Source organism: Ferrovum myxofaciens (genome assembly GCF_000735045.1).
Classification (GTDB): domain Bacteria; phylum Pseudomonadota; class Gammaproteobacteria; order Burkholderiales; family Ferrovaceae; genus Ferrovum; species Ferrovum myxofaciens.
Genome location: NZ_JPOQ01000398.1, coordinates 1 through 253, shown reverse-complemented (window position 1 = coordinate 253; position 253 = coordinate 1). Strand labels below are relative to the sequence as shown.

Here is a 253-nt window from a genome sequence, read left to right as displayed (position 1 = left end):
GGGGTTCACCCAGAACGATTTATAGTGATAATGGCTCCGCCATGATCTCCGGCGAATTCACTGCCGGCCTGCATCATTTGGGCATTCTGGCGCTCAACACGCGCCCGCGCAGCGCCTGGATGAATGGCAAGCAGGAGACCCTCTGGAATCGGGTGGAAAGTCGTCTGATGGCCATGCTTGATGCGATTCCCAATCTGACCCTGGCTCAACTCAACGAAGCCTCCTTTGCCTGGGTCGAACACGAGTATCAAGT

The 253-nt window shown here is 56.1% G+C and carries 1 pseudogene; it reads left to right on the top strand.

The window, feature by feature from the left end:
• Positions 1 to 41: 41 nt before the first annotated feature.
• Positions 42 to 253, top strand: a pseudogene (locus tag IV91_RS16300) (IS481 family transposase); the annotation flags it as partial.